Genomic DNA, 23,899 nt, shown 5'->3' with positions numbered 1-23,899 from the left:
TCAAGGCTGCACCTCCAGCGTCTCGTTCGGCACCTCGCCGAAGACCTCGGGCGCGTACATCGCCTCGACGCGGGTGGGCGGCAGCGCGAAGCGGCCGCTGCTGTTCAGGCGCAGCGTGTACTCCAGCAGGTGGGTGCCGCGCGGCATCCACTCGTGGTACGCGCGCCAGGCCGCCGGCGCCCGCTCGACGTAGGCCAGCAGCGCGCCGCCCTCGCGCCGCTCGCCGCGCGTGGCGATCTGCGAGTCGCGGTTGCCGCCGCCGCCCAGCACCGTCGCGCCGGTGGGCAGCGGATCGCTGACGACCACCCAGCCCATGTCGCCCAGGGCCTGGAGCTCCAGCCGCACCCGCAGCAGGTCGCCGCGCGACCACCGGCCCGGCGTCTTCTGCGCCACCGGCACGATGCTGCGGCCGATGCGGTAGCCGGCGGCGACCGGCGCCTTGAGCGGCACCGCGGCCAGCGCCTGCAGCGTGGCCCAGGGCCGGCCGCTGCCCTGCTGCGCCAGTTCGAGCGTGGCGGGGGCGCCCTCGGGCCACGCCAGGCTGAGCGCGCCGCCGGCCGGCTGCAGCGCCCAGTCGAACGCGCCGCTCTCGGCGCCCAGGCGCACCGCGGTGCGGCCGGCCACCGGCGTGCCCTCGAAGGCCGCGGAGAAGCGGTCGAGCGCCAGCGATCCCCACAGGTTGGCCGGGGTCGTGCGCCAGGCGCCGCCCTGCTGGCGGGCGAGGGCGCCGGTCACCAGCCGGGGCAGCTCGGCGCGCCACGAGGGCTCCTCGAGCAGCGCCAGCACCAGCCGCGCGGCGTTGGCATCGGCGCTGTCCATCAGCCACCACCAGCCGTCGCTGTCCTCGGTGGAGAAGCGCAGCGTCGTGCCGCTGTAGGCGAGCCGCGCGCGCAGCAGCTGCCGGGCCTCGTCGAGGCGCTGCGCCCGCCCGGGCACGCCCTCCACGCGCTGCAGGATCTGCAGCCAGTCGATCAGCGCCGCCGTGGGCCAGGCCGCCGGCGCGATCGCGATCGACCCGAGCATGCGGGCGCTGGCACGGCCGTGGCGCGACAGCGCCTCGATCGCCGCGAGCTTGCGCACGTCGAGGTCGGGCCGCGGCGCACGCGTGCTGCGGGTGAGCCGGCCTTCGACGAAGGCGGCCAGGCCCTGCAGCATCGGCTCCAGCGCGGACGCCGGCAGCGCGAAGCGCGGGTCGAGCAGCGCGGCTTCGTGGCTGGCCTGCACCAGGTAGGCGGTGAGCCGGTCGTGGCCGCGCGGCGCGTCGCCCGCCGCCGGCGGGAAATACAGCGCGAGGCCGTCGCTGTCGAGGTGGTCGGGCAGCTCGGCCACCACGCGCTGCCAGCGGGTGGCGTCGCGCAGCCCGATCGCGACCGACGCGCGCTGCTCCAGGCAGCTGTACGGGTAGGCCTCGAAGAAGCGCCGCAGCCCGGGCAGCTCGGCCGACAGCCGCGGCTGCAGCGCGATCTGCACGCCGCCGGCCTTGGGGCCGTGCGCCGGCAGCGCGTCGGCCGGCGCGGCCAGCGGCACCGAGAGCGTGCCGTCGAGCTGCGTCAGCGTGGCCTGCATCACCCGCAGCGGCACCGCGGGCGCGATGGACTGCGTGATGCGCAGCTGGTCGCGCGCGGCGCCGCCCCGTTCGGCGACCGCGGCCTCCCAGGCCAGCAGCTGTACGCCGGCAGGCACCGTCACGGGCCACACCACCTCGGCCGCGCCGCCGGCGGGCAGGCTGACGCTGCGCGCCTCCAGGCCCGGCACGCCGGCCGCCTTCAGCGTGGCCTGGACCTCCATCGCGCGCGAGGTGGTGTTGCGCAGGGTGAAGACGGCGTTGTAGCTGTCGCCCTCGCGCGCCAGCGGCGGCAGGCCGGAGAGCATCTGCAGGTCCTGCGAGACGCGCACCTGCGTGCTGCCGGAGCCGAAGCGGTCGGTGCCCGCGTCGGCGACCGCGACGAGCCGGAAGCTCGTCAGCGAATCGTTCAGCGGCACCTCGATCGACGCTTCGCCGCGGGCGTCCAGCTGCACGTCGCCGCGCCACAACAGCAGGGTGTCGAACAGCTCGCGCGTGGGGTTGCGGCCCCCGCCGCCGCCGGCGGGCACCGCCTTGCGGCCGTAGTGCCGGCGCCCGATGACCTCGCCCTGCGCGGTGGCGGTCTGCACGCTCCACGGCCGCGGCTGGAACATCGCGCCGAGCAGGTCCCACGAGGTGTTGGGCTGCAGCGCGAGCAGGCCCTCGTCCACGGCGGCGAAGGCGACCGACGTGCCCGCCAGCGGCTGGCCGCCCTGCGTCACGCGCACCTTGACCTTCGCCGTCTGCCGCACCTGGTACTGCGGCTGGTCGGCGCTGACCTGCACGTCGAGCCGGTGCGCATCGAGCCCGACCTGCAGCTGCGTCGCGCCGAACTTGTAGGCCGGCTTCGCGAGGTCGACCATCGCGGCGGGGGGCCGCCAGTCGGGGGCCTCGTGGCGGTACGCCCGCCACCAGTCGACCGGCGCCCGCCAGCCCCAGCGGAAGAACGAGTACCAGGGCACCTCGCGCAGCCGCCCGCGCAGCGCGAGCACGCTGACGTAGACGTTGGGCGCCCAGGAGCCGGCCTCGTCGCCGCCGGCCGCCGCGCCGCGCGGGATCGGCACCTCGATCACCGGTTCGGCGCCACGCAGCGCAACCACCTGGGTGTGCAGCACCCCTTCGCGCTCCACGGCCACCAGCGCCGTCGCTTCCCGGAACGGCATGCGCACCTGCAGGCGCGCGGTGCCGCCGGGGGCGACGCTGCGCTGCTCGGGCAGCAGGTCGATGCGGTCGTCGTTGTCCTGCGCAAACCAGAACTCGCCCTGGCCGGTGATCCAGACTGAGGTGGCGGCCTGGGCGGTGCGGCCGGCGTCGTCCTTGGCGCTGGCGACCAGCTCCACCTCGCCCGCCTCGGCCAGCGTGGCCTCGCACAGCACCAGGCCGCGCGCATCGCTGCGGCCGGTGCACAGCGTGCCCAGCGCCTTCACTTCCCGCCGCTGGTCGTAGGCATAAAAGCCGCCGACGAGCCGCTTGCGGCTGCTGATCCACTGGGTCCGCCGGCCGGCCACCTCCACCGTCCGGCCCGCCAGCGGCCGCCCGGCGGTGTCGAGCGCCACGGCCTGGAAGCGAAGCTGCCCGGGGCTGGCCGCCCAGGACCGCGCCCGCACGCCGACCACGACCGCGGCGGGCCACAGCGCGAGGCGCTGGCTGGCGGTCTGCACCTCCCCGTTGGGATCGTCGAAGCGCAGCTCGGCGACGAGCTCGGTGGGCGTGCGCGACGGCGGCAGCCCATCGATCGTGATGCGCGCGGCGCCTTGTGCATCGGTGGTGGCCGCGAGCTTGTCGGCCACCAGCCGCGCGCCGTCGGGGGTGGTGTCCTCGTCGGCCGCGGCGTCTTCCCGGCCGGGTTCGCGCGGCGGCTGGAAGCTGTAGTCCTCGTAGCCCGGGAAATCCACGCCGCGTTCGCGCAGCAGGGCGCTGAGCTGCACCGGTGCGCCGGCGACGCCGCCGCCGGACAGGTGCGTGAGCTGCACCGACATCGGCAGCGCCTGCGGCGCGACCAACGGCCCGGGCGGCGCGCCCAGCCGGGCGTCGACCAGCGGCACGCGGAACGCCTCGACCCGGAAGCTGCCGGCCGGCCACTGCCGCTCGCCGCGCTGCAGCGCCACCTCGTACAGCCCGAGCTTCGCGGTGCGCGGCACGGCCCATTGCGACAGCGCATGCCGCCCGCCGGCCTGCCAGGCGACGGGCTGCTCGATGCGGGCGTTGCTGCCGACGTGGGTGATGACCAGGGCCGTCGGCCGGTCCGCCGCCTCCAGGGGCTGCAGGCCGCGCGCCGTCTCGCGCCGCATGAAATGCTTCATCGACACGGTGTCGCCGGCACGCAGCAGGGTGCGGTCGAACACCGTGTGGGCGCGCAGGTCGGGGCCCGCCTCGGGCTCGCCCGGTTCGCCGGTGGGCAGGTTGAAGCGCCAGGGCTCGATGCCGCGGTTCCAGCGGCCAAACACCCACGACAGGTCGCCGCCCTGGCGGGCGGTGACGAAGAGCCCCTCGTCGACCAGGCAGGCGCTGCCGTGGTGTTCGTCAGGCAGCGGCACGGCGATGCGCGCGATGCCCTGCGCATCGGTGCGGCCCTGCCAGAGCGGCCGGCCCCGGCAGTCGCTGACCGCCACCTGTGCCTCGGCCACCGGCCGGCCGCGATCGAGCGTGGTCACCCAGACGGCGCTCGATTCGCGTCCGTGCTTGAAGTGCACGCCGAGGTTGGTCACCAGCACGCCGGTGCGCACGAACATCGGCCGGGGCGCCGCCAGCAGCTTCTCGCCGAGCGTCGGGGAGGCGATCTCCACCACGTGGTAGCCCGCGCCGGCCAGCGGCAGGCCGATCACTTCGGTGTCGAGCGGGCGGGCCGTGGCCGGCGGCAGCGCCAGGCGCGTGGTGCCCGCCTCGTCCGCCAGCAGCGGCAGCGTGCGGGTGGCGAGCCGGCGGTCGCGCGTGACGTGCCGCGTGCGGCCGGCGTCGTCGGTGACGGCGACGCGTTCGGTCCACTGCGCACGCGGCAGGCCGGCGTCCTTGGCGCTGATCTCTCGGTCGTGGTAGCGCTCGATGCGGCCCAGCCAGCGCAGCAGCTCGGCGTCGGGCGTGGCGGCGTCCAGGCGCTTGACGGTGGCGCGGCTGCGTGCATCCGGGCCGAGCAGGTCGGGCTGCACATGGCGCAGCGTGAGGGGCAGCACCCCCTGCGTGCCCTCCAGCTCGACGATCCCGAAGGGCGCCGCCGCGAACTTGGCCAGCGGCGGCATCGCCCCGGTCGCGACGGCCAGCGGGAAGGCCTGCGCGTTGGCCAGCGCGCGGCCGCTGTCGTCTTGCAGGCCGGCCGGCAGCGTGAGCGTGAAGCGGGTGTCGGGCGGCAGCGGCGCCGCGAACTGCAGCGAGGTGACGGCGTCCTCGCCGGGATCGAGCCGGGGCGCGCGCGCGGCGCCCTGCGCCGGCTGCAGCCGCACGGCCTGCGCCTGGGCCCGGGGCACGGGTGCGGAAAAGTTCAGCACCATCGGCTGCAGCGGCAGGCAGCCGGCATCGGCGCGCTCGCGCGGGCAGCTGAAGTCGGCGGAGAAGCGCGCCCGAACGGTGAACTCGAAGCGCTGCGCCTGGCGCGTGACCACCTGCGGGTTGATCGCCGCGGCGATGCCCGGGCCCCAGACCAGCCGCAGCCGCGCCTGCGCCGGCAGCGGCCGCTGGCAGGCCAGCAGCAGCAGGTTCGACGCGGCCGGCTTGCGCCGCTGGCCCTTGAAAACCTGCGTCAGCACCTGCTCGCGCAGCGCGCCGTCGACGATGCGCACCGGCAGGCGTTCGCCGATGCCCTCCACCTCGCAGGCCGCGCGGGCCGTGACGCTGGCGGGCGTGGCCGGGCCGGTGAGGGTGAGCAGGAAGTGCGCGTCCTCCTCGACCTCGCTGCCGGGCCAGGGGCGCACCTGCACGACTGCCGGGCCGCCGGTGGAAAAGCCGAACTCGGCCGGCCCTTCGACCGTGGGGCTGCCCACGCCGGGCCGCCAGCCGGGCTGCAGGCGCACCGTGCAGCGTGTGCCCGGGGGCAGCGGGGCCTGCAGGTCGAACAGCCAGACGCGGTCGTCCGACCAGCGGCCGCTGCCGGCCGGCGGGGCGCCGTTGCAGCTCAGCGCGACCGGCGCCGGCTGGCGGGGATCGCCCATCGGCACCACCGGTTCGGCGAAGCGCACGGTGACCTGCCGCACCTGGTCGACCTCGCCGCGCGGCTGCACGCTGTCGATGCGGGCCGCGGCGGCCGGGCCCGACAGCGCGGCCGCCAGGATCAAGGGCAGAAAGGGGGCGTGTGGCCGCATGGGGTTCTCCTCGCCGGAGCCTAGCCGATGCGCGCCAGCGAGCGGCGAGCAGCGGGCCGGCCGCGGGCCGGCGCCGCGTTCAGGGCGGCGGGCCGTTGCGGCTGTCGGCCTGCAGCGAGCGCCGCAGTGCGTCGATCTGCCGCAGCCGCGCGTCGATGACGGAGGCATCGATGAAGTCGGTGCGGCCCGGCGCGGCGTCGCGGGCGAGGCGCTGGCCGGCGCGCAGCCGGTCGATGGCGCCGTTCAGGTCGCCGAGCGCGGCGCGCTCCTCGGCCTCGGCGCGCACGGCGCGCAGCGGCAGGCCCTGGTGGGCGTTGCACTGCGCGAGCAGGCTCCAGGCGGTGGCGTCCTGCGGGTGCTCGGCCACCCAGGTCTGCAGCAGGTCGGTGCCGCGCCGCAGCGCGTCGGACTGCGGGCTGCGGGCCGCGCGGGCGGCGTCCAGCGCGGCCTGGGCGCGCATCAGCATCACCGGGCGCGAGCCGTCGTCGAGGCTGTCGGCCAGCGCCAGGGCGCGCGGGGCTTCGCCGCCGTCGAGCCAGATGCGCGCCTGCAGCATCGAGAGGATGCGCTGCGCCGCGGCGTCGTCGCCCGCCAGCGCGCGCGCCGCATCAAGCGAGGCCTGCGCCCGCTGCGTCTCGCGCAGCTGCGACGAGGCGAGCGCGCTGCCGTACAGCGCGGCCATGCGCTGCGGCGCGGCCTGCGTGCGGTCGGACTCGCCGGCCTGCGCCTGCACGCGCCGCAGCGAGGCGACCATCGGATCGCCCAGCACCCGCGCGCGGGCCTGCATCAGCAGGTGCTCGGGTGTGGGCGTGGCGGCGTCCGCGTGGCCGGCGGCCTGCGCGCGGGTGCGGGCCTCGCCGATGCGCTCGGTGGTCAGCGGATGGCTGCGCAGGTAGGGGTAGTTGCCGCTGTCGTTCAGGCGCGAGGCGTTTTCGAGCTTCTCGAACATCGCACCCATGCCCTCGGGCGAGAAGCCGGCTTCGGTCATCACGTTGAAGCCGATGCGGTCGGCCTCGCGCTCCATGTCGCGAGAGAAGTTGAGCTGGCCCTGGATCATTGCGGCCTGGCTGCCGACGATGGCCGCGTTGATGCCGTCGGGGCTGTTGGCGCGGCTGGCCGCGAGCACGCCGAGGATCATCGCCGCCATGCCCACCATCGACTGGCGCGACGAACTGGAGATGCTGCGCGCGATGTGCCGCTGCGTGACGTGCGACAGCTCGTGCCCGAGCACCGAGGCGAGCTCGTCGCGCGTGCCGGCGGTGGCGATCAGCCCCAGGTGCACGCCGACGTAGCCGCCCGGCAGCGCGAAGGCGTTGAAGCTGCGGTCGCGCACGAGGAAGGCTTCCCAGGCGAACACCGCGTCGGTGTCGGCGCCGATGTCGCCGCGCTGGCGGGCGGCGGCGACCAGCCGGCTCCACAGCCGCTGCACGTAGTCGAGCAGCAGCGGGTCGTCGATGTAGTCCGGGTCGCGCCGGATCTGGCGCATGATCTCGTCGCCCAGGCGCTTCTCCGAGCCGACGCCGACGTCGTCGGAGACCGCGTCGCCCAGCGACGGCAGCCGCACCTGTGCCTGGGCGGGCGGGGCGGCGAGGGGCGGCGCGAGCAGCGCCGCCGCGAGCGCGAGGATGAGGGCGATGGGCTTCATGGGCAGTCCACAATGATGACACCGACCCTTTTCTACGGCGTTTCGCAATGTCCCCATCCCCTGCATTGACCCACTTCGACAGCCACGGCCAGGCCCACATGGCGGACGTGGGCGACAAGGCGGAAACGCACCGCAGCGCGCGCGCCACCGGCGTGATCCGCATGCAGCCGGCCACCTTCGCGCTGCTGGCCCAGGGCAGCGCGAAGAAGGGCGACGTGATCGGCGTGGCGCGCATCGCGGCGATCCAGGGTGCCAAGCGCACCTCGGAGCTGGTGCCGCTGTGCCATCCGCTGCCGATCACCCGGGTGGCCGTCGAGTTCGAGGCCGACGAGGCGGCCGCGCAGCTGCGCTGCACCGCGCAGGTCGAGACGCGCGGGCGCACCGGCGTCGAGATGGAGGCCCTCACCGCGGTGCAGGTGGGCCTGCTGACCGTCTACGACATGCTCAAAGCCGTCGACCGCGGCATGGTGATCGACGGCGTGCGCGTGCTGGAGAAGCACGGCGGGAAGTCGGGCGACTGGGTCGCCGCCGGCGCGCCTACCTGAAGTCGCGCCAGTCCATCGGCCCGGGCGCCGGGTCGCACTGGAAGGGCCGCGGCGTGCGTGCCGGATCGTCGCATTCGGCGAAGAAGGCGTCGGCGTTGGGGTTGCGGAACTCGCGCAGCCGGTCCGCCAGGTGGCGCGCCCGCGCCAGGTCGCCCACGCCCGCGTAGGCCTTGGCCCAGGCGATCATCAGGCGGGTGTCGATCAGGTTGTGGGTGGCGCGCCCGAAGGCCGGCATCGCCTGGGAGGGCGGCTCGGCCGTCGTCGCGGCGGCGTAGTCGCCCTGGTGGCCGAAGAGCCAGGCGGCCTGGCCTTCGCGGATGCGCTGCGCCAGCGGCGCGGCATCGGACGGCGGCGCGTAGATGACCACGGCGCGCCGGTAGTCGGCCACCGCGGCCAGCGCGGCCACCAGCATCGTGATGCCGGCGGCGCGCAGCAGCAGCGGTGGGTGCGTGGCGGCAGCGGCCGCGGGCGGCGTGCGGCCCGCCCCGAGGCAGGCGCCCCAGGCCCAGGCCGTCGGCAGCAGGAAGTAGAGGTACCACAGCGGGTACTCCAGCTGGCTGTGCAGCGCCATCATCAGCACCATCATGAAGGCCGCGCGCACCGCGCTGCCTTCGGCGCCCGCCACCTCGAGGCTGCGACGCCAGGCCCGCCACAGCCCCCAGGCCAGCAGCCCGAGCACCAGCGCCGCGAGCGGCAGGCCCAGCTCCACCGCGAACTGCAGCGGCAGGTTGTGCGTGTGGTCGAAGAAGGCCACCGGGCGGTGGGGAAAAGGCGTCAGCGACCAGGCGAAGTTGAACTCGCCGAAGCCCACGCCCGTCCAGGGATGCATCGTGATCAGCGACAGCGTGTCGCGCCAGATGCCGAAGCGGCTGCTCGAGATGTCGCCGCCGGCGGCCATGTGCAGCGCGGCGCCGAAGGTCTGCGCGGTCTGGCCGGCCCACACCGTCATCAGCGCCCAGCTCAGCGCGAACATCAGGGGCACGGCCAGCAGCAGAGCGCGGGCGGGGCGCTGCAGCCGGCCGTCGAGCAGGCCCCAGAGCGTCAGCACGGCCATGCCGACCAGGCCGGTGCGCGAGCCGGACAAGGTGATGCCGAACACCAGCAGCGCCATCAGCGCCGCCGCCGCGGCCCGCGGCAGGCGCCGGGCTTCCAGCAGCGGGACGACGGCGATGGCCGACCACAGCAGCAGGCTGCTCAGGTGGTTGGGCTGCCGCAGGTTGCCGACCGCCCGGCCCAGCAGGCCGGAGCGGGCGATGACGTTGCCGTCGGCGAGGCCGGGGAGGAACACCTGCACGACGCCGATGGCGGCGCTGAGCACGCCGGCGACGAGCCAGCCGATCCAGAAGGCCTGCAGCAGGGTGCCGCGCTGCGCGCTGTGCGCGGCGGCGACGCCGCTGGCGACCATGACGGCGGCTGCTGCGAGCGAGACGACGCCGGCGGTGGCGAGCGACGGGGGGAGGCTGCCGAAGGCGGTGGAGAGCCAAGCGGCGAGGGCAAGGAGGGCGAGGGCGAGCAGCAGGGGCGCGGCGTCACGCAGCGCGGGGGCGCGGGGGGCGGCCGTCCGGCGGCTGGCGGCGATGGCCGGGGCACACACTGCGACGAACACGGCCCACAGCGCGGCGGCGGCCGCCTGGTTGTAGAAGGTGGAGGAGGGCGGCTGGTTGAAGCCGATCAAAGCAGGTGCCGACGCCGCCAGCGTTGCTGCTAAAAATGACAGACGAAGATTTAGGTATTCTGAGCTGGTCATCAAGGCCGACGTGAGTGCGCTTAACGACAAAAGGGCCACACTCTTGGTTCTGGGCTGCTCGAAATTTTACATGCTCGGGAACGAAATAGTTGCGAGGGCAGGATATTTTTGAATTGCTGCTTCCCAAGCGTGTTTCGCTTCGGTGCATCTGAGCGGTATGTGGATTTTGCAGATTTTGGAAAGTGTTTTAGTTGCGCCGTGTGGGTTCGCGTTCAGTGCCTGCGCAATCGCAAAGCGAAGAAGGACTGGCGGCGTTGGATTTCTCTCTGCTACGTCCTTCATTTTGGAGATTTCCTCATTGGTCATGTTGGCGCGTGCCGGTGTGCTCCAAAATCGAATGTATTCTCTTGGTGCATCGAGTGCAGTAGCCCTCTCGAGAAGATATTTAGATTCTTCGAAGTCGCCGATTCCCATTGCCGCCAACTGCGACTGTCTTGCAGATTCTTCCAGCGGAAAATACTGAAGAGCAACAATGATCGATGCAGTGCCTGCCAGCGCAGTGCCGCAGAGAACTAAAAACCTCGGAATCTTGTAGTTGCTGTATTTTCCATTGATGCGATGGATTGCGCCGAGCATCAAGCCCATTGGCAGCAGGAAATATGTGTATTCGAGTGGATATTCGAGCAGTGAATGAATTAGTATGACGCCAGTCCCGGACAACAGTACCCAGGAGTTGCTGTTGTCGCACTTCAAAGCCTGCTGAATTACGTTGCCGTAGAGAATCAAGCCAGCGGCCAGTCCGATTGGAATTCCAACCCAGATCGCCAAGTCAAGAAGGAGGTTGTGAGCACTTTGCGTGTAGCGCATGCCGTCGGAAAGCAGCGTGGTTTCCGCCGTGAGCGCTTTGCCGATCTGGTTCCAGCCGTAGCCTAGCCAAGGTTCTTGCAGAGCGGCGTGCGCTAGGCTTCGCCAAATCGCCTCACGGGGTCCTACCTGTAGCCGCTCATTGATGACCTCCGTGGGCAGGCTGCTTACATGATCGATAAATGGCCACAGCAGCGCCGCGGTCAGAAAAAGAATTCCACCCGCCAATACAACTGGCAGCGTCATTCGCAACTTCGACTTGCGCCGGCCGAGCGCGTACCAGGCCAGCAACGCCAGAACGTTAAGCAGACCGGTTCTAGATTGCGTTAATACCAAACCAAAAGCCAAGCACATGGCCAGAAACGCCGCGGCCAGTGGTCCCAGGCGGCGTAGCTCAAACAACCCTGCGATAGCCACAAGGCCCATACACAGCAATGTAGCCAACTGGTTGGCCTGACCGAGATTCGCAAAAGGACGTGATGCTGGCGGCACATCTGCGATGATCCAGCCAAAAGAAAATCCTAGCCACTGCAGCGTAGCGATGAGTGTGCTCACCGTGGCCGCGCAAACAAGGGTAAGGTAGAAAGCCCCGAGCCATCCGGTGTCATGCTTATCCGTCAGCGTGGCCCCAGCAAGGATTGAGAGGCTAAACAGTGACAAATAAAGCGCGCAAATTAGTGCGTCGCTCGAGAAGGTTATTGAGCCTGCGCTCCACTGCAGCAGTGGAGTTAGTGCCATGGCAAAAACAAAAGCTACCAGCGGCGAATGGAGAAAAAGTTTTTTGGCTGTGAGAAGGGCAGGGCTAGCTACCAAAAAGAAGCCCAAGGTTGTTGCTGCTTGCTGGTGAAACGATACCCATGGGAGATAATGGCCTGGCATGACATATGCCAGGCCAATTATCATCAGGCCGATATGGATAAAAAATTTTTCCATAAAAAAAGGCGCTCAAAGAGCGCCCTTTTATGCGGTGTATTTATTACTTGCAAGAACCGGGTAGATATTTGGCCGGCAGATCGCCTGTTGCGCACTTGAAGCCGCCAACCTGAGTTCCCGGAGACCAGGTCAACGCGCCGCCGCTGCTGTTCGTGGGAGTCAGCGTAATCGTCTTTCCTTGAACTTCACTCGGCAAATCGCTTGCAGTGGAGCTCTTGACGGTGATCACGCCGTTGGCATCGGTCGCCACCGAGGCGACATACTTGCTCGATTGCGAGGCAGTTTCGCATCCCCAGTTGCCGGCACCCGGGCTGGTGGAATTGGACGAGGTCTGGTAGACCTCGGCAATGGTCGTCCGGCACTGGCTGGTGGCGAGAATGACTTCGGAGAGCTTTGCCTTGACGGTGTAGTCCCGATAGGCCGGCAGTGCGACGGCGGCCAAGATACCGATGATCGCGACAACGATCATCAGTTCAATAAGTGTGAAACCTTGTTGAACGCGCTTCATGGAGGGGGCTCCTTCGGAGGTGGGCAGGGGAGAAAAGCTGGTCACTGACAGAGTGCTGGGTTGCACGCCCCGTGCCCGGCGTCCCGGGCGGCCGATCTGCTCGCACTTTGTGCACTTGCACACATCCCCTGACAAGCTTCGTCACTCCCCACCGCCGCATTGCGGCGCGCAGTGACACAAAACGTCAGTCAGTCCAGCGCGATCACCTGGCCCGTGGCCAGCGCGCTGATGGCGTGCTCGCTGCCCAGCGCGCGCACCTGCGCCATCACGGGCGCGACCTCGCCGGGCTTGATGTGGGTGATGTACACCCGCACGCTGCCCGCGAGCTGCGCCAGCTCCTCGCCCAAGCTGCGCGGGCAGAGATGGCGGCTCAGGTCGGCCAGCGCGTGCTCGTCGTCCCCGAAGGCGGTCTCGATCACCAGGTGGTCGGTCGGCAGGTGCCGCAGGCGCGCCCACAGCGCCGGGTTGGGGCCGGTGTCGCCGGTGTAGGCCCAGGCAGCGCCCGGCCCGCGGCGTTCGTCGCGCAGCAAGGCGAAGCCGACGGCCGGCACCGTGTGCTGCGCGGGCAGCACCTCGATGCGGCGCTGGCCGAAGGCCAGTACGTCGCCGGTGGTGAAGGGCGAAAAGGCGAGGATCGGCCGTTCCCGGCTGGGAAGGCAGGTGAAATCGGGCCAGATCACGCCGTTGAAGACGTGCTCGCGCAGCGCGGCGATGGTGGCGGGCAGCGCATGGACCTGGATGGGCGGCCTGCTCGCGGCGGTGCGCCTGCGCATCACGCTGTCGGCCAGCAGCGCGATCGACAGCACGTGGTCGAGGTGGCTGTGGCTGACGAGGATGTGGTCGATCCGCGCCAGCTCGTCGAGGGTGAGGTCGCCGACGCCGGTGCCGGCATCGATCAGCACGTCGTCGTCGAGCAGGAACGAGGTGGTGCGGCTGCCGGCAGCGATCGACCCTGAGCAGCCGAGGACACGGATCTTCATGAAGGAGGGAGCGGCAACGCGGTGTTGCGGGATGCAAGGGGGGCGGGCCGGTGACGCATCACCGTTCCCGGAGCTCTGCCGCCAGCGCGCGCTGCAGGTGCCACAGGAGATCGCCTTCGTCGACGGCCGCTTCCAACGCCTGCAGCCGCGCTTCGGCTTCCCGCCAATGTTGCGAGCGCGCTGCAGCCAGCGCAAGCCGCCAAATGCGCAGTTGCTCTTCACGTTGTTGCGTGTGCCTTGCAGCGGCGGCTTCAATTGTGAAAAGTGTCACTGGTTGTGATCGGCCTTTCACGTGGACCTCGCCGACCTCGATCCACACGATGTCCGGGGGCAGGTCGCCGAGGGGCGGGCAGGCCGCTTCCCGCGTGGCGGCGCTGGCCAGCACGTCGACGCCGTAGCGGCGTGTCAGCCCCTCGATGCGCGAGGCGAGGTTCACGCTGTCGCCCAGCGCGGTGTAGGCGCGCCGCAGGTTCGATCCCATGTCGCCCACGCACGCGATGCCGGTGTGCACGCCGATGCCCATCGAGAGCGTGGGCTGGCCCCGCGCGGCGAGCTCGGCGTTGAGCGCCTGCAGCGCGGCCTGCATCGCCAGCGCGGCGCGCACCGCCTGCGCGGCGTGCCGGGGTTCGGCGAGCGGGGCGCCCCAGAAGGCCATGAGGGCGTCGCCGATGAACTTGTCGAGCGTGCCGCCGTGGGCGTGGATGACCGCGCTCATGCGGGAGAAGAACTCGTTGAGCAGCTCCCGCAAGGCCAGCGGCTCGAGGTGTTCCGACAGCGTGGTGAAGCCGCGCAGGTCGCAGAAGAGCAGGGTCAGTTCGCGGTTCTCGGCCAGCAGGGCCGCGGTGGCGTAGCGCTCCGGGTTGCGTGCCATGCGGGCCACGAGCGCCGGGGGCACGTAGCTGCCGAACAGGCGCATCAGCGTGCGCCGCGTGCGCCCTTCGACGATGTAGCCCCACGCCATGGTGGCGGCGAAGCCGATCGACAACATCGCCAGTGCCGTACCCAGCGGCAGCAGCAGGCCCTGCGCCTGCCACGCCCACTGGTGCAGCGCCAGCAGGGAGGCCAGCACGGCGGCGCACAGCAGCGCGGCGCGGGTCGGCGACAGGCGCCACAGGCCGAAGCCCAGGCCCGCGGCGAGCATCAGCAGCAGCAGCGACTCGTAGCCGGCGGTCCAGTCCGGGCGCACCGGCAGGCGCCCCGCGTCCAGGCCGGCGATCAGCGCCGCGTGGATCTCGATGCCCGGCTGCGCGGGATGGATGGGCGTGGCGCGGAGGTCGCCGAGCGCCGGCACGGTGGTGCCGATCAACACCCGGTAGCCGGCCAGGGCCCCCGGCGGCAGCCGCCCGGACAGCACATCGGAGGCGCTGTGCCGCTCGAAGGCGCCCGACAGCGGCCCGCTGTGGCGGCGGAACGGCACCTGCACCGCGCCCCGTTCGTCGATGGCGAAGCGGGCGTCGCCCATGCGCAGGCCGGACAAGGTGGGGCCGCTGGGCGAGGCGGCGGTCTGCACCACCGGCTGCGGCGCGCCCGCGGCCAGGCGCCACACGGCCAGCGCCAGCGCTTCGTGGAAGCGGACCTGCGTGCCGTCGTCGAAGGCCGTGAGGAGCAGGGCCGAGCGGAGCAGGCCGTCGCCGTCGGGCAGGGAGTTGATGAACCCGCCGGCCGCGGCCGCTTCGGTCAGGCGCGGCAGCGGGGCGCTGTAGCCGCCCCATCGCAGGACGCCGGGCGGCAGGGGGTCGGGCAGCGGCGTGGCCAGCGCGGGCGGCAGCCGGCCCTGGCGCGCGCCGCCCCGGTCGCTGGTGAAGTAGTGGCCGAGCACGGCGGCGCGGCCCTCGAGCGCGCGGGCGAAGACACGGTCGTTGTCGAGCTGTGCACGCAGGCGCGGCAGCTGCGCGGCGAGCGCGGCGTCGTCGCGCGCCAGGCGTTCGATCAGCGCGAGGTTGCCGGTGTCGGGTTCGGCGAAGACGAGGTCGAAGCCCGCGGCGGCCACGCGCTGGCGGTCGAACAGCTCGTCGGTGAGTTGTGCGAGCTTGTCGCGCGGCCAGGGCCAGCGGCCTATGGCGGCCAGGCTGGCTTCGTCGATGTCGATGATCGCCAGGCGCGGCGGCACCTCGGCGGCGGCGGTCCAGCGGGTGCGGGTGTCGGCGAGGGCCTGGTCGAGGCGCTCGATCAGCGGCAGCGGCAGCAGCCGCAGGGCGTGGCCGATGCCCAGCAGCAGCAGCGTGGACCAGAAGGCCAGCGCAACGAGCTGGGTCCGTCTGCGGCGGCTCACGGGTGGTGGCGGGGCGGCGCGGCAGGTCCGCGCCGCAGGCCCATCAGCCCTGGATGAACTGCATCTGCGTGCCGGCGAGCTCGATCACGTCGCCGTTTTTCAGCGGGACCGATTCGCCGACCAGCGGCACGCCGTTGACGGTCGGGCGCATCGTGCCTTCTACATGGGCGAGCACGTAGCCGCCGGGGCGCTTGGTGATCGACGCGACCTGTACGCCCGGCTTGCCGACGGTGGTGACGACCTTGGTGAGCGTGACCTCGCGCCCCGCGGCCGCGCCGTTCAGGACCTTGATCGATGCCGTGCCGGTGGCGGGCCCCAAGTTGCCGAAGCTCGACACGGGCGCGGGCGCTGGGGCGTACGACGGTGCGGCGGGCGCGGCCGTGGCCATGCCGGGCCGCATGATCATGGTCTTCTCGTAGTCGGTGCTGTCCTCGACCAGGTACTTGATCTTGTACTTGCCGATCTCGACCGTGTCGTTGTGCGCCAGCAGCTGCTTCTTGATCGCCTTGCCGTTGATGTAGGTGCCGTTGGTGCTGTTGAGGTCTTCGATGAAGACGTCGGCGCCCACCATCTGCAGCACGGCATGCTCGCCGCTGACGGCGAGGTTATCGATGACGATGTCGTTGTAGGGGCGCCGGCCGAGCGTGGTTTTGTCCTTGGTGACCTGGACTTCCTTGATGACCACCCCGTCCAGCGACACGACCAGTTTGCCCATGCTTGACCTTATGTTTTGCTAGCGTTTGAAGCGCCACCAGGGGCGCGAAGCGCTGCCGCCGCCTTCCTGCACGCGCACCAGAATCACGGCGATATTATCCTTTCCACCTGCCTCGTTGGCGGCGGCTATCAGCGCGCGGCCCGCGCCTTCCAGCGATTCATGCGTGAGCAGCAGCTGTGCGATGCGCTGGTCGTTCACCATGTCGGAGAGGCCGTCGGAGCACATCAGGTAGATGTCTCCCGGCTCGGTGCCGTGCAGGTGGGCTTCGAGCATCACGGTGTCCTCGACACCGACGGCGCGGGTCACCAGGTTCTTGTTCGACGAGAAGGCCGCCTGCTCCGGCGTGATGAGCCCGGCATCGAGCTGCTCCTGCAGCAGCGAATGGTCGCGCGTGAGCTGCGACAGCCGCCCGGCGCGCAGGCGGTAGGCCCGCGAGTCGCCCACATGGCCGAACAGCACGCGGGCTTCGCGGAACACGGCCAGCACCAGCGTCGTGCCCATGCCGGCGTATTGCGGGTTGGCATTGGCCGCGTCGAAGATCGCCCGGTTGGCGTTGTCGACGCAGATGTCCATCGCCCGCCGCACGTCCGCATCCGAGGCCTGCGCGCTGGCTTCGTGCAGCCAGCGGCCCAGCTCGGTCTGGATGAACGAGGTCAGCATGCCGCTGGCGACTTCGCCTGCGTTGTAGCCGCCCATGCCGTCCGCCAGCACCGCCAGCGCGGCCTCTTCGTCCAGCGCGACGGCGTCTTCGTTGTTGCTGCGCGCGCGACCTGTATCGATGGCACTGAAGAACTCGAAAGGCATTGCGGCGCTGTACGGCGGTTGGACGGGGCGGCACGGATTGTGCGCCCTTGTGAGCGGCCCTGGCGAGGCGATGAACGTGGGCATTTCCCGCCGGCACGGGTTCTGTCGCAACGGATCAACGGTGCAGCGCGGCCGAAGGCCAGCGGGCGATGTGCTCGCGCAGCTCGGCCGCCAGCGCGGTGCCGTCGGCGGGCCGGGTGAGCGGCGACTTGTCGAGCAGGCGTGCCACCAGGGCGCCCAGGCCGGCGGGCAGGTCGGGCCGCAGGGTGGCGAGGGCCTGCGGCGGGCCGCTGGCGATGGCACGCAGCAGGGCGCCCATCGAGTCGCCCTCGTACGGCAGCCGGGCGGTGAGCAACTGGAACAGCAGCACGCCCAGCGCGTACAGGTCGCTGCCCGGATGGGCTGCCGATCCGGCGAGCAGTTCGGGCGCCATGAAGGCGGGTGTGCCGAGCACGAGGCCGGTGCGCGTGCGTGCGTTGTCGGTCAGGCGCGAGAGGCCGAAGTCCAGGAGCTTCACCCGGCGTGAGGCCGCTTCCAGCATCACGTTGGCCGGCTTGACGTCCCGGTGCAGCACGCCGTGGGCATGGGCATGGGCCAGCCCCTCGCCCACGCTGGCGGCCACGTGCAGCGCCAGCGGTTCGGGCAGCAGGCGCGCGGGCTGCGCGTACCGGTCGAGGCTGCAGCCGGGCAGCGCCTGCATCACGAGGTAGTCGATGCCGCGGGCTTGTCCGCTCGTGTAGACGCGGGCGATGCAGGGGTGCTTGAGGCGCGCGGCCGAGCGCGCTTCCGTGGCAAAGCGCTCCCGTGCGGCGGGCAGGTCGTCGCGATCGAATTGGGCTGCGAGCGCCAGCGCCTTGATGGCAACCAGGCGGCGCCTGGCATTCGATGCGAGGTAGACCGCGCCCATCGCGCCGCGGCCGAGCAGCCGGTGGATACGGTAGCCCTCGAAGTCGGAGCCGGGGCGCAACGGGCCGTCGCTGCTGTCGGCCGGGGCCGGTCGCCGCGCTGCGTTGTCGCCCATGCCCTCGCCGTGATCCGCTCTGGTGGTGTGGGCGCCGACCTTATCACGGGGGGCCGGCAGGCCGGCCCCGGAGCGCGTCAGGCTGCCTGCGTGGCGGCACTGCCGCGGCGCGACGCGTAGCGCCCTGCCAACAGCACGCCGGCGACCGTGATGGCGTAGACCGACCAGCGGGCCGCGGCGTTCGGGTCGAACACTTCGTCCAGCAGCGGTTCGCCGACGACCATCTTCGCGGCCGTGAAGGCGAGGACGCCCGCGCCGACGTAGGTGATCGCGGGGAAGCGGTCGACCAGCTTCAGCACGATGCTGCTGCCCCACACGACGATCGGGATGCTGATGAGCAGGCCGATGACGACGAGGTCGAACGAGCCATGGGCCGCGCCGGCAACGCCCAGGACGTTGTCGACACCCATCAGCGCATCGGCAATGACGATCGTCTTCATCGCGCCGACGAACGTCGTCGCCCCCGGGCCGCCGTGCTCATCGCCGCCGGAGGGCACCAGCAGCTTGTAGGCGATCCACACCAGCCCCAGGCCGCCGACGAGCATGAGCCCCGGCACCTTCAGCAGCCAGACCACGCCCACGGTCATCACGGACCGCACGGCGATCGCCCCGACGGTGCCCCACACGATGGCCTTGCGCTGCAGGTGCGCGGGCAGGTTGCGCGCGGCCAGGGCGATGACGATGGCGTTGTCGCCGGCCAGGACCAGGTCGATCAGGATGATGGCGGCCAGCGCCGAGAACCACGCGGGGGACAGGAACTCCATGAAGCTTTCTCCGAAAGGGTTGCAGTGCGGTCAAACGCATGCCGCAGACGGGCACAACCCTGGGGAGGCACGGGAGGAGCGTGCCGCCTTCGAGCAGCCGCGTACTGCGGCATGCGTCGAAGGTCTTGCTCGGCGTGGCTGATGCTGCCTGGCAGGCCGGAAGCGTCGCGATGAACGCCGCTTCGTATTGACGACCTGCCGATCCCCGCCGATCCAACCTTCCCAGGCCGACCGCGGGCAGAGCTACTCCCCTTCAGGAGCGGATTGGAACAGAGGCGGCGGCGCCGCACAAGCAAAACCGCCGCGCTGAGGGCGCGGCGGTTGGGCGATGTTGCAGGCCGGCAAAGGCCTGCGGATCGGTCGGTCAGGCCGGTTGGCCGCCCTCGGGCCGCTTGCGCGAGGCCAGCCACTTGCCCCAGGCCAGCACCAGCAGCGCACCCGCGATACCCGCGCCGTAGCGCAGCACGGCGCTGACTTCGAGCGGCGCGTCCGGCGTGGCGCCCGGATGGTTCGGCAGGTACGGCACGATGCCGGGGTCGGTCACCGCCATGGTGCCGGCGATCCAGCCCAGCAGCATGCCGCCCAGCGTGATGACGATCGGGAAGCGGTCCATCAGCTTGATGACCAGCTGGCTGCCCCAGATGATGATCGGGATGCTGATCAGCAGGCCGAAGATCACCAGCGGCATCTGGTGGTGGTCGTCGGCGCCTTGCGCGGCACCGGCGATCGCGATGACGTTGTCGAGGCTCATCACGAAGTCGGCCACGATCACGGTCTTCACCGCGGCCCACAGCTTGTCGCTGGCCTGGATGTTGGCGTGGTCGTCGTCGTGCTCGGGCACGAGCAGCTTGATGCCGATCCACACCAGCAGCGCGGCGCCCACGAGCTTGAGGTAAGGGATGGCCAGCAGCGTCAGCGCGAAGAAGATCAGAATCACCCGCAGGATGATGGCGCCCGCGGTACCCCACAGGATGCCCTTGGTGCGCTGCGCCGGCGGCAGCTTGCGGCATGCCAGTGCGATCACGACCGCGTTGTCGCCGCCCAGCAGGATGTCGATCATGATGATCTGACCGACCGCGATCCAGAAATGTGCTGTGAAGAACTCTGCCATGTCGATGGCCCAGGGGGTTGGATGGAATGGCCGCCAGTGTAGGCAGATGTGCCTGCGCCGCCGGTGCGGGAATTACATAGTCCGGAAAAGAAAAGCCGGCCGCGTGGGCGGCCGGCTTTCCGGGTCGACCGGTGGGCGCCTGCTTACAGCAGGGCCTTCAGCAGCTTGGCCATTTCCGACGGGTTGCGCGTGACCTTGAAGCCGCACTCTTCCATCACGGCCAGCTTGGCGTCGGCCGTGTCGGCACCGCCCGAGATCAGCGCGCCGGCGTGGCCCATGCGCTTGCCCGGAGGCGCCGTGACACCGGCGATGAAGCCGACGATCGGCTTCTTCATGTTGGCCTTGCACCAGCGGGCGGCTTCGGCCTCGTCGGGGCCGCCGATCTCGCCGATCATGATCACCGCGTCGGTGTCCGGATCGTCGTTGAACGCCTTCATCACGTCGATGTGCTTCAGGCCGTTGATCGGGTCGCCGCCGATGCCGACGGCGCTCGACTGGCCGAGGCCGATCTCGGTCAGCTGGGCGACGGCTTCATACGTCAGCGTGCCGGAGCGCGAGACGACGCCGATGCGGCCCTTCTTGTGGATGTGGCCCGGCATGATGCCGATCTTGATCTCGTCGGGCGTGATCAGGCCAGGGCAGTTGGGGCCCAGCAGCAGCGTCTTCTTGCCGCCGGCGGCTTCCTTGGCCTTCATCTTGTTGCGCACTTCCAGCATGTCCCGGACGGGGATGCCTTCGGTGATGCAGATCGCCAGGTCGAGGTCGGCCTCGACGGCTTCCCAGATGGCGGCCGCGGCACCCGCGGGCGGCACGTAGATGACGCTGACGGTCGCGCCGGTCTGGCCCTTGGCTTCCTTGACGCTGGCGTAGATGGGAATGTCGGAGAACGATTCGCCGGCCTTCTTGGGGTTCACGCCCGCGACGAAGGCGTTCTTGCCGTTGGCATAGGCCTGGCAGCCGAGCGTGTGGAACTGGCCCGTCTTGCCGGTGATGCCTTGCGTGATGACCTTGGTGTCTTTGTTGATGTAGATCGACATGAATCTGCTCCCGTCTTACTTCACGGCGGCGACGATCTTCGTCGCGGCCTCGGCCATGGTGTCGGCGCTGATGATGGGCAGGCCCGACTCGGCCAGCAGCTTCTTGCCGATTTCCTCGTTCGTGCCCTTCATGCGCACGACCAGCGGCACGCTCAGGTTCACCGCCTTGCACGCGGTGATGACGCCGGTGGCGATGGTGTCGCACTTCATGATGCCGCCGAAGATGTTCACCAGGATGCCTTTGACCTCCGGGTTCTTCAGCATGATCTTGAAGGCCTCAGTCACCTTCTCGGCCGTGGCGCCGCCGCCGACGTCGAGGAAGTTGGCCGGCTCGCCGCCGAACAGCTTGATGGTGTCCATCGTGGCCATCGCCAAGCCGGCGCCGTTCACCAGGCAGCCGATGTTGCCGTCGAGGCTGATGTAGGCGAGGTCGAACTTGCTGGCTTCGATTTCGGCCGGGTCTTCCTCGTCTAGGTCGCGGTAGGCGACGATTTCAGGATGACGGAACAGGGCGTTCGAGTCGAAGTTGAACTTGGCGTCCAGGGCGATCAGGTTGCCCTTGCTGTCGCAGTTCAGCGGGTTGATCTCCACCAGCGACGCGTCGGTGTCCATGTAGCACTTGTAGAGCTTGGCGAACAGGTCGACCGCCTGGTCCACCGATGCGCCGGTGAGGCCGATGGCCGTGGCGATCTTCTTGCTCTGCTCGGCGGTCAGGCCCGTCAGCGGGTCGACCAGCTCGGTGATGATCTTCTCGGGCGTGGAGTGCGCCACTTCCTCGATGTCCATGCCGCCTTCGCTGGAGGCGATGAAGGCCACCTTCTGCGAAGCGCGGTCGGTGACCAGCGAGACGTAGAGTTCCTTCTGGATGTCGGCGCCTTCTTCGATGTAGAGGCGGCGGACCTTCTGGCCTTCCGGGCCGGTCTGGTGCGTGACGAGCTGCATGCCGAGGATCTCGCCGGCCAGCTTCTTCACGTCTTCCATCGAGCGGCCGAGCTTGACGCCGCCGCCCTTACCGCGGCCGCCAGCGTGGATCTGCGCCTTGACGACCCAGACGCTGCCGCCCAGTTTCTGCGCAGCCTCGACTGCTTCCTGCACGGTGAACGCGGGGTAGCCGCGCGGCACCGGAACGCCGAACTGGCGCAGCACTTCTTTGCCTTGGTACTCGTGGATCTTCATAGGCTTGTCTTCTGGGGGAGGGGCAGACAGCGGCGCGCTGAGGACGGTGGTCCGTCGTCAATGCGCCGCGACGGGCGGGAACGGGACGTTATTGTCAATCACGGCGCGCGGCGTCCCGATGCGCGAGACGCCACGCAGGACGATCGTGCATCGATGCCTGGGACGACGGAGGGCGGCGGAACGGAAGGCCATGATCGCGGTGCGTTGCGGGCAGATGGCGCGTTGCAGCACCTCGGCACGCTAGGGAAAACCGCGGGAATGTAGCATTTTGCAGTGCAGCAAGCAGCCAGCGCCCTGAGGCTGATTGCAAGTCAGGGGCTGGCCGGCCCGTTCGACCGCCGGTTCACTCGCCGTCGCCGCCCCGCACCACGCGGCGGATGACGTCACCCGAAAACCCTCGTCCGGCCAGAAAGCGCATCTGCTTGGCGCGTTGTGCCGCATCGGTGGCGGGGCTGCCGAACTTGCGCCGCCACACGGCCTGGGCACGTTCGAACTCGGTGAGTTGGAGCTGCGTGGCGGCGGTGCTGTCGAGCGCTACGCCGTGCCGCGCCAGTTCCTGTTGGATGCGCAGGTTGCCGAAGCGCGGCGACCTCGCGTGCACGCGGCTCTCGACGAACCGCTCCTCCGACAGGTAGCGGTGCGCCTCCAGCCAGTCGAGCAGCTTGTCGAGGCAGGGGCCAGGGGCGGACGATGCCTCTTCGCCCGTGGCCGCGACGGCGTTGCAGGCCTCCACCGCGTGCCGCATCAGCTTGCGGCGAAGCTCGCTGCGGCTGTGTTCGCGCTGCGCGAGCAGCTGCAATGCCCGCGCTTTCAGCGAGATCCGCGCAGGCGCAGGCACAGCCGGCCGTCGAACGAGGTCCCGCCCTTATTCAGCGGCAGCGGCCGGGGCGCCGCTCGGCAACAGGGGGATGCCGAGCGTCTCTCGCACCTTGTTCTCGATTTCCTGCGCCACATCAGGGTTCTCGCGCAGGAACTCGCGTGCGTTGTCCTTGCCTTGGCCGATCTTTTCGCCGTTGTAGGCGTACCAGGCGCCGGACTTGTCGAGGATGCGTGCGTCGACGCCCATGTCGATGATCTCGCCCTCGCGGCTGATGCCTTCGCCGTAGAGGATGTCGAACTCGGCGGTTTTGAACGGGGGCGATACCTTGTTCTTGACGACCTTGACCTTGGTCTCGCTGCCGATGACTTCCTCGCCCTTCTTGATGCTGCCGGTGCGGCGTATATCCAGGCGCACCGAGGCGTAGAACTTCAGCGCATTGCCGCCGGTCGTGGTTTCGGGGTTGCCGAACATCACGCCGATCTTCATGCGGATCTGGTTGATGAAGATGACCATGGTGTTGGTCTTCTTGATCGTGCCGGTGAGCTTGCGCAGGGCCTGGCTCATCAGGCGGGCCTGCAGGCCGGGTAGCGAATCACCCATCTCGCCTTCGAGTTCCGCCTTGGGGGTGAGGGCGGCCACGGAGTCCACGACGATCAGGTCGATGGAGCCGGAGCGCACGAGCGCATCGACGATCTCCAGGGCCTGCTCGCCGGTGTCCGGCTGGGAAATGAGGAGGTCTTGCAGGTTGACGCCGAGCTTTTGCGCGTACTGCACGTCCAGGGCGTGTTCCGCATCGATGAAGGCGCAGACGCCGTGCTGCTTTTGCATCTCTGCGATGACCTGCAGCGTGAGCGTGGTCTTGCCTGACGATTCCGGCCCGTAGATCTCGACGACGCGGCCGCGCGGCAGGCCGCCGACACCCAAGGCGATGTCGAGGCCGAGCGAGCCGGTTGACACGACTTGTATGTCTTCCGCCACCTCGCCGTCGCCCAGGCGCATGATGGAGCCCTTGCCGAACTGCTTTTCGATCTGCGTGAGGGCGGCTTGCAGGGCCTTGGCTTTTTCGGTGTTCAAGGCTTTCACGGGTGCGTCCATGGCGTTCTCCGGGGAATGGTCGCGATGATAGCCTGAAGCTGGATATTCGTACAGTGCTTTGCGGCC

Annotated in this window: 17 protein-coding genes; 1 reads left to right on the top strand and 16 read right to left on the bottom strand. The window is 70.1% G+C overall.

From position 1 onward, the window contains the following. The gene (locus V4F39_RS14935) at positions 1 to 5,856 is read right to left on the bottom strand and encodes an alpha-2-macroglobulin family protein (protein ID WP_332290363.1); all 5,856 of its coding nucleotides are present in this window, start codon (positions 5,854 to 5,856) and stop codon (positions 1 to 3) included. A 79-nt stretch (positions 5,857 to 5,935) separates the two neighbouring features. Then, entirely contained in the window at positions 5,936 to 7,501 is a 1,566-nt protein-coding gene (locus tag V4F39_RS14930) for a M48 family metalloprotease (RefSeq protein ID WP_332290361.1), read from the bottom strand. Positions 7,502 to 7,548: 47 nt separating this feature from the next. On the opposite strand from V4F39_RS14930, the gene moaC reads away from it, so the two are divergent. Next, a complete protein-coding gene (moaC, locus tag V4F39_RS14925) occupies positions 7,549 to 8,046 on the top strand; it encodes a cyclic pyranopterin monophosphate synthase MoaC (protein WP_332290359.1) in 498 nt (165 codons plus the stop codon). Here moaC and V4F39_RS14920 read toward each other — a convergent pair. The 14 genes from V4F39_RS14920 to recA all read right to left on the bottom strand — a co-directional run bounded on the left by V4F39_RS14920 (position 8,039) and on the right by recA (position 23,833). Continuing rightward, the gene (locus V4F39_RS14920) at positions 8,039 to 9,793 is read right to left on the bottom strand and encodes a PglL family O-oligosaccharyltransferase (protein WP_332290357.1); all 1,755 of its coding nucleotides are present in this window, start codon (positions 9,791 to 9,793) and stop codon (positions 8,039 to 8,041) included. The genes moaC and V4F39_RS14920 overlap by 8 nt on opposite strands. Positions 9,794 to 9,859: 66 nt before the next feature. Beyond that, positions 9,860 to 11,530: a PglL family O-oligosaccharyltransferase gene (locus tag V4F39_RS14915; RefSeq protein WP_332290354.1), complete on the bottom strand. Its 1,671-nt coding sequence runs from the start codon at positions 11,528 to 11,530 to the stop codon at positions 9,860 to 9,862. A gap of 43 nt (positions 11,531 to 11,573) precedes the next feature. Then, positions 11,574 to 12,038: a pilin gene (locus V4F39_RS14910; RefSeq protein WP_332290351.1), complete on the bottom strand. Its 465-nt coding sequence runs from the start codon at positions 12,036 to 12,038 to the stop codon at positions 11,574 to 11,576. Between the two features lie 188 nt (positions 12,039 to 12,226). Next, a complete protein-coding gene (locus V4F39_RS14905; RefSeq protein ID WP_332290349.1) occupies positions 12,227 to 13,018 on the bottom strand; it encodes a 3',5'-cyclic-nucleotide phosphodiesterase in 792 nt (263 codons plus the stop codon). A gap of 58 nt (positions 13,019 to 13,076) precedes the next feature. Continuing rightward, positions 13,077 to 15,290 carry a CHASE2 domain-containing protein gene (locus tag V4F39_RS14900; RefSeq protein ID WP_332290348.1) on the bottom strand — a complete coding sequence of 738 codons (2,214 nt, stop codon included), beginning with the start codon at positions 15,288 to 15,290 and terminating at the stop codon, positions 13,077 to 13,079. 43 nt (positions 15,291 to 15,333) lie between these two features. Then, complete coding sequence (locus V4F39_RS14895; RefSeq protein WP_332290347.1) at positions 15,334 to 16,005, bottom strand: FHA domain-containing protein; 672 nt, start codon at positions 16,003 to 16,005, stop codon at positions 15,334 to 15,336. Positions 16,006 to 16,023: 18 nt separating this feature from the next. Then, positions 16,024 to 16,809: a Stp1/IreP family PP2C-type Ser/Thr phosphatase gene (locus tag V4F39_RS14890; protein WP_332290346.1), complete on the bottom strand. Its 786-nt coding sequence runs from the start codon at positions 16,807 to 16,809 to the stop codon at positions 16,024 to 16,026. A gap of 115 nt (positions 16,810 to 16,924) precedes the next feature. Continuing rightward, positions 16,925 to 17,830, bottom strand: a complete 906-nt coding sequence (locus V4F39_RS14885) for a serine/threonine-protein kinase (RefSeq protein ID WP_332290345.1) — start codon at positions 17,828 to 17,830, stop codon at positions 16,925 to 16,927. Positions 17,831 to 17,907: 77 nt separating this feature from the next. Further along, complete coding sequence (locus tag V4F39_RS14880; protein WP_332290343.1) at positions 17,908 to 18,594, bottom strand: TerC family protein; 687 nt, start codon at positions 18,592 to 18,594, stop codon at positions 17,908 to 17,910. 364 nt (positions 18,595 to 18,958) lie between these two features. Next, positions 18,959 to 19,705 (bottom strand): TerC family protein, encoded by a 747-nt coding sequence (locus V4F39_RS14875; RefSeq protein WP_332290342.1) that lies wholly within the window; start codon positions 19,703 to 19,705, stop codon positions 18,959 to 18,961. A gap of 143 nt (positions 19,706 to 19,848) precedes the next feature. Then, entirely contained in the window at positions 19,849 to 20,742 is an 894-nt protein-coding gene (gene sucD, locus V4F39_RS14870) for a succinate--CoA ligase subunit alpha (protein ID WP_332290341.1), read from the bottom strand. 15 nt (positions 20,743 to 20,757) lie between these two features. Continuing rightward, positions 20,758 to 21,918 (bottom strand): ADP-forming succinate--CoA ligase subunit beta, encoded by a 1,161-nt coding sequence (sucC, locus tag V4F39_RS14865; RefSeq protein ID WP_332290340.1) that lies wholly within the window; start codon positions 21,916 to 21,918, stop codon positions 20,758 to 20,760. Positions 21,919 to 22,261: 343 nt separating this feature from the next. After that, the gene (gene recX, locus V4F39_RS14860) at positions 22,262 to 22,756 is read right to left on the bottom strand and encodes a recombination regulator RecX (RefSeq protein WP_332290339.1); all 495 of its coding nucleotides are present in this window, start codon (positions 22,754 to 22,756) and stop codon (positions 22,262 to 22,264) included. Positions 22,757 to 22,783: 27 nt separating this feature from the next. Continuing rightward, a complete protein-coding gene (recA, locus tag V4F39_RS14855; protein ID WP_332290581.1) occupies positions 22,784 to 23,833 on the bottom strand; it encodes a recombinase RecA in 1,050 nt (349 codons plus the stop codon). Positions 23,834 to 23,899: the final 66 nt, after the last annotated feature.

The sequence above is a fragment of the Aquincola agrisoli genome, from assembly GCF_036621135.1.
Classification (GTDB): domain Bacteria; phylum Pseudomonadota; class Gammaproteobacteria; order Burkholderiales; family Burkholderiaceae_C; genus Aquincola; species Aquincola agrisoli.
Note: the sequence above shows the minus strand (reverse complement) of the source record. Positions and strands in the feature narration are given on the sequence as shown.